General features: G+C 60.0%; 3 protein-coding genes. 1 reads left to right on the forward strand and 2 read right to left on the reverse strand.

Annotated elements, in window-relative coordinates; translation table 11 throughout:
- Positions 1 to 660: hypothetical protein (locus B7X49_RS18570; RefSeq protein WP_286840620.1), on the reverse strand; the 660-nt coding region annotated here is incomplete at its 3' end.
- A 668-nt stretch (positions 661 to 1,328) separates the two neighbouring features.
- Here B7X49_RS18570 and B7X49_RS18575 point away from each other — a divergent pair.
- Positions 1,329 to 1,586, forward strand: coding sequence for a WGR domain-containing protein (locus tag B7X49_RS18575; RefSeq protein WP_265638441.1), 258 nt, complete (start codon positions 1,329 to 1,331; stop codon positions 1,584 to 1,586).
- A gap of 131 nt (positions 1,587 to 1,717) precedes the next feature.
- Here the strand turns inward: B7X49_RS18575 and B7X49_RS18580 are convergent.
- A partial coding sequence (locus B7X49_RS18580) for an RQC domain-containing protein (RefSeq protein ID WP_286840622.1) occupies positions 1,718 to 2,255 on the reverse strand: 538 nt, incomplete at its 5' end.

A 2,255-nucleotide genomic window follows, 5' to 3' on the forward strand; every position in this document is an offset into this window, starting at 1 on the left:
GCGGAGCAGGTCACGCAACGCTTCTTCGAACCGTTCGGCCGCCAGATGCGCTGGCCAGGGCTCCCATGGCGCCATGCCTGGCGGGATCGTGAGAGGATCTCGGTCGAGCGGTTTGAGCGTGATGCCTAGATCGCGCCGCAGCGCCGCCTTGCGCCAGCCAACGACATGGAGCGCCTCGCTCGCGGCTGCGAGATGATCGGAATGTTTGTGGAGTTGATGGCTGGCCACCGTCCAGGGCGGCAGATCGTAGCGCTGGTTCAATGCCGCCTGGAGACGCCGGTTGATCTGGAGATAGCCTTCTCCAAGATGCGGCTTCAGCGGGGTGATCGGATCGAACCCGCCGATCAACGCCTCGGTTCCATCGTGAAGCAATTCGCGCAGCGCCTCACCCGGCGATAGTGGCGATGGCGCCAACAGCTTGCGTATCGCCAGCACGGAGAGACTGTGTTGGGCAACAGACAGCGGCAGATCCCAGCAGGAGTGCCCGCCCCAGCGATAGGTGCGCGACAGACCGGTCGCTAGATCGGCGTCGGTCCATGCATTCGGCGCTGGATCGAGCAGATTGAGGCGGTTGCCGGATCGGAACATGATCAACGCTCGGGATGAGGAGATCGGCCGTCTGAGCTGGTCAACCTCAATGTCGTGATCGAGGGAGTTCATTGGTGGCTCCGTGGATCGAAGCAACAGCGAACGGACCCTCCGTTCCGCATTTCCGTGCCTCGATAACCACAGAGCAACCGCTGGCCGGTGATCCAGCCAAACGCGCGTGCGACCGCTTGAGGGCGCATCGCGGGACCAGAGCCACGCACAGAGCGCGCGGTACCTGCCGCGCGATCGAGCATGGCGAGGACCCACCGTTTGCCGGGATCACCGGACCGCGGTAGCCCAATTCATGGTCCGACGTACGTCATCGGCACAGGTGACTTCGCCCAAAACCCCTACCCGCTTATCAGAATTAGAGATTGTGACACGAACGCACCCGCCTCAGCACGCCGTTCGTGAAAGAGCCGGCGTGCAAACTGCGTCGCTACCCAACAACCGAACGCTTCCCGTTTGCCGACGCCACCAGCAAACAGGTTTGGCCGCGACTAGGCCAATGCCCAAGCATCTCTGCAAGGTCGGGGAGGACGATCCTTCCTACCCCTCCCCGCACTTGTCCCACGCCTCAGACTTCGCTGATCATGGATGAATTTAGGAGTTACTTTCTCCGCATATCCCTGATATATTTGCACATAATGGCGCGCGGTAGCCCTGTATCAACGCCGGTCGGAACCGTCGATCGGCCCTTGTCACGACGGCGTCGTGTGCGGGACCCGGAGTCTGCCGCGGTGCAGTTGCTCTTGTTTCCCGAGCGCGTAACCCTGACCCGGATCCGACCAGCGTTGAATGAACGCCGCTACTATCAGATTGAAATCCAGTCGGATTTGTTCGGCACCGTTGTCCTGGCGCGTCGCTGGGGCCGGATTGGACGTACCTGCCGAATTCGGCTGGAGTCCTATCCGGATTTTGGTAGCGCGCTTGATGCACTGGCTTCCCTCGCCCGACGCAAACGCCTACGTGGCTACATGGATCAGCATAGTGCTTGATCCAAAGCCTAATCGCGAACGACATCAAGGGGTCATCTACATAATACTGGTTCCGCCTGGGGAAACCTTTTGTAGATGCAAAAGCTATACTAACGAAGCATCCGGCTCACCTCCAGCCGACGTGCGATCGCTCACTCCATCGAATCTCCGATATCGTCAGGCTGCTCGAACGCCATCACAACATCGATGACGTTCATGCCGTACCGCTCGATCTTCGTGGTACCCATGCCAGGGATAGGTTCCAATTCCGACAGGCTGTGGGGGCGTGCCTTGGCAATTGCGGCGAGGGTTTCATCGGTGAAAATCACATAGGCTGGCAGATTTTGTGTTTTGGCGAGATAAGCCCGCTCGGCCTTCAGCATCGCAAACAGCTGGGCATCACTCTTCCCAAGTTCGATCCGCTCAGCCTTTTTTGCGACGGCCGCGGTCGCCGTTCGGGTCGCCTGATCCCGCCTGAACGCGATCGTTGTTTTGCCGCGGAGTATCTGGCCGCCGACGGATGTCAACTTTAGCGCGCCGAAATGATCGTGATCGACCTCGATCGCGCCTTGGACGATCAACTGTCGGAATACCGAACCCCAAACAGGCCGGCTGAACTCCTTGCCCACCCCGAACGTCGGTAAACGCTCATGCCGAAACCGTCTGATCTTGTCGGTGTTCGCGCCGAGC

Origin of the sequence: Acidiphilium sp. 34-64-41 (genome assembly GCF_002282635.1) — a bacterium.
Classification (GTDB): domain Bacteria; phylum Pseudomonadota; class Alphaproteobacteria; order Acetobacterales; family Acetobacteraceae; genus Acidiphilium; species Acidiphilium rubrum.